Raw genomic sequence first — 209 nt, 5'->3', positions numbered from 1 at the left:
TACGAGACCGTCTACACTCAAGACGTCGCGTTGGCGGCGTGAAGCATGGAGTCAACCGAACCTTCAGCAGACCCGATCCCGGGATGCAGCAGCTGGCCCTGCGGAGATTCCTTATAGGCCAGCATCAGCTCCCGATCCACCGAGAGATAGTTCTGTCCCTTGGGGTTATAGATCTTCGCGGTCGGGAAGAAGGAATCCATCCCGAAGGT

The 209-nt window shown here is 57.4% G+C and carries 1 protein-coding gene; it reads right to left on the bottom strand.

Annotated features, from left to right (window positions below; all coding sequences use genetic code 11):
* Nucleotides 1–17 precede the first annotated feature (17 nt).
* The coding region (locus SD455_RS16755; RefSeq protein WP_445508768.1) for a hypothetical protein at nucleotides 18–209 on the bottom strand (192 nt) is incomplete at its 5' end.

It is taken from the genome of Nesterenkonia sp. K-15-9-6 (assembly GCF_052656005.1).
The sequence above is the reverse complement of the archived record's forward strand: the minus strand, read 5'-3'. Positions and strand labels throughout refer to the sequence as shown.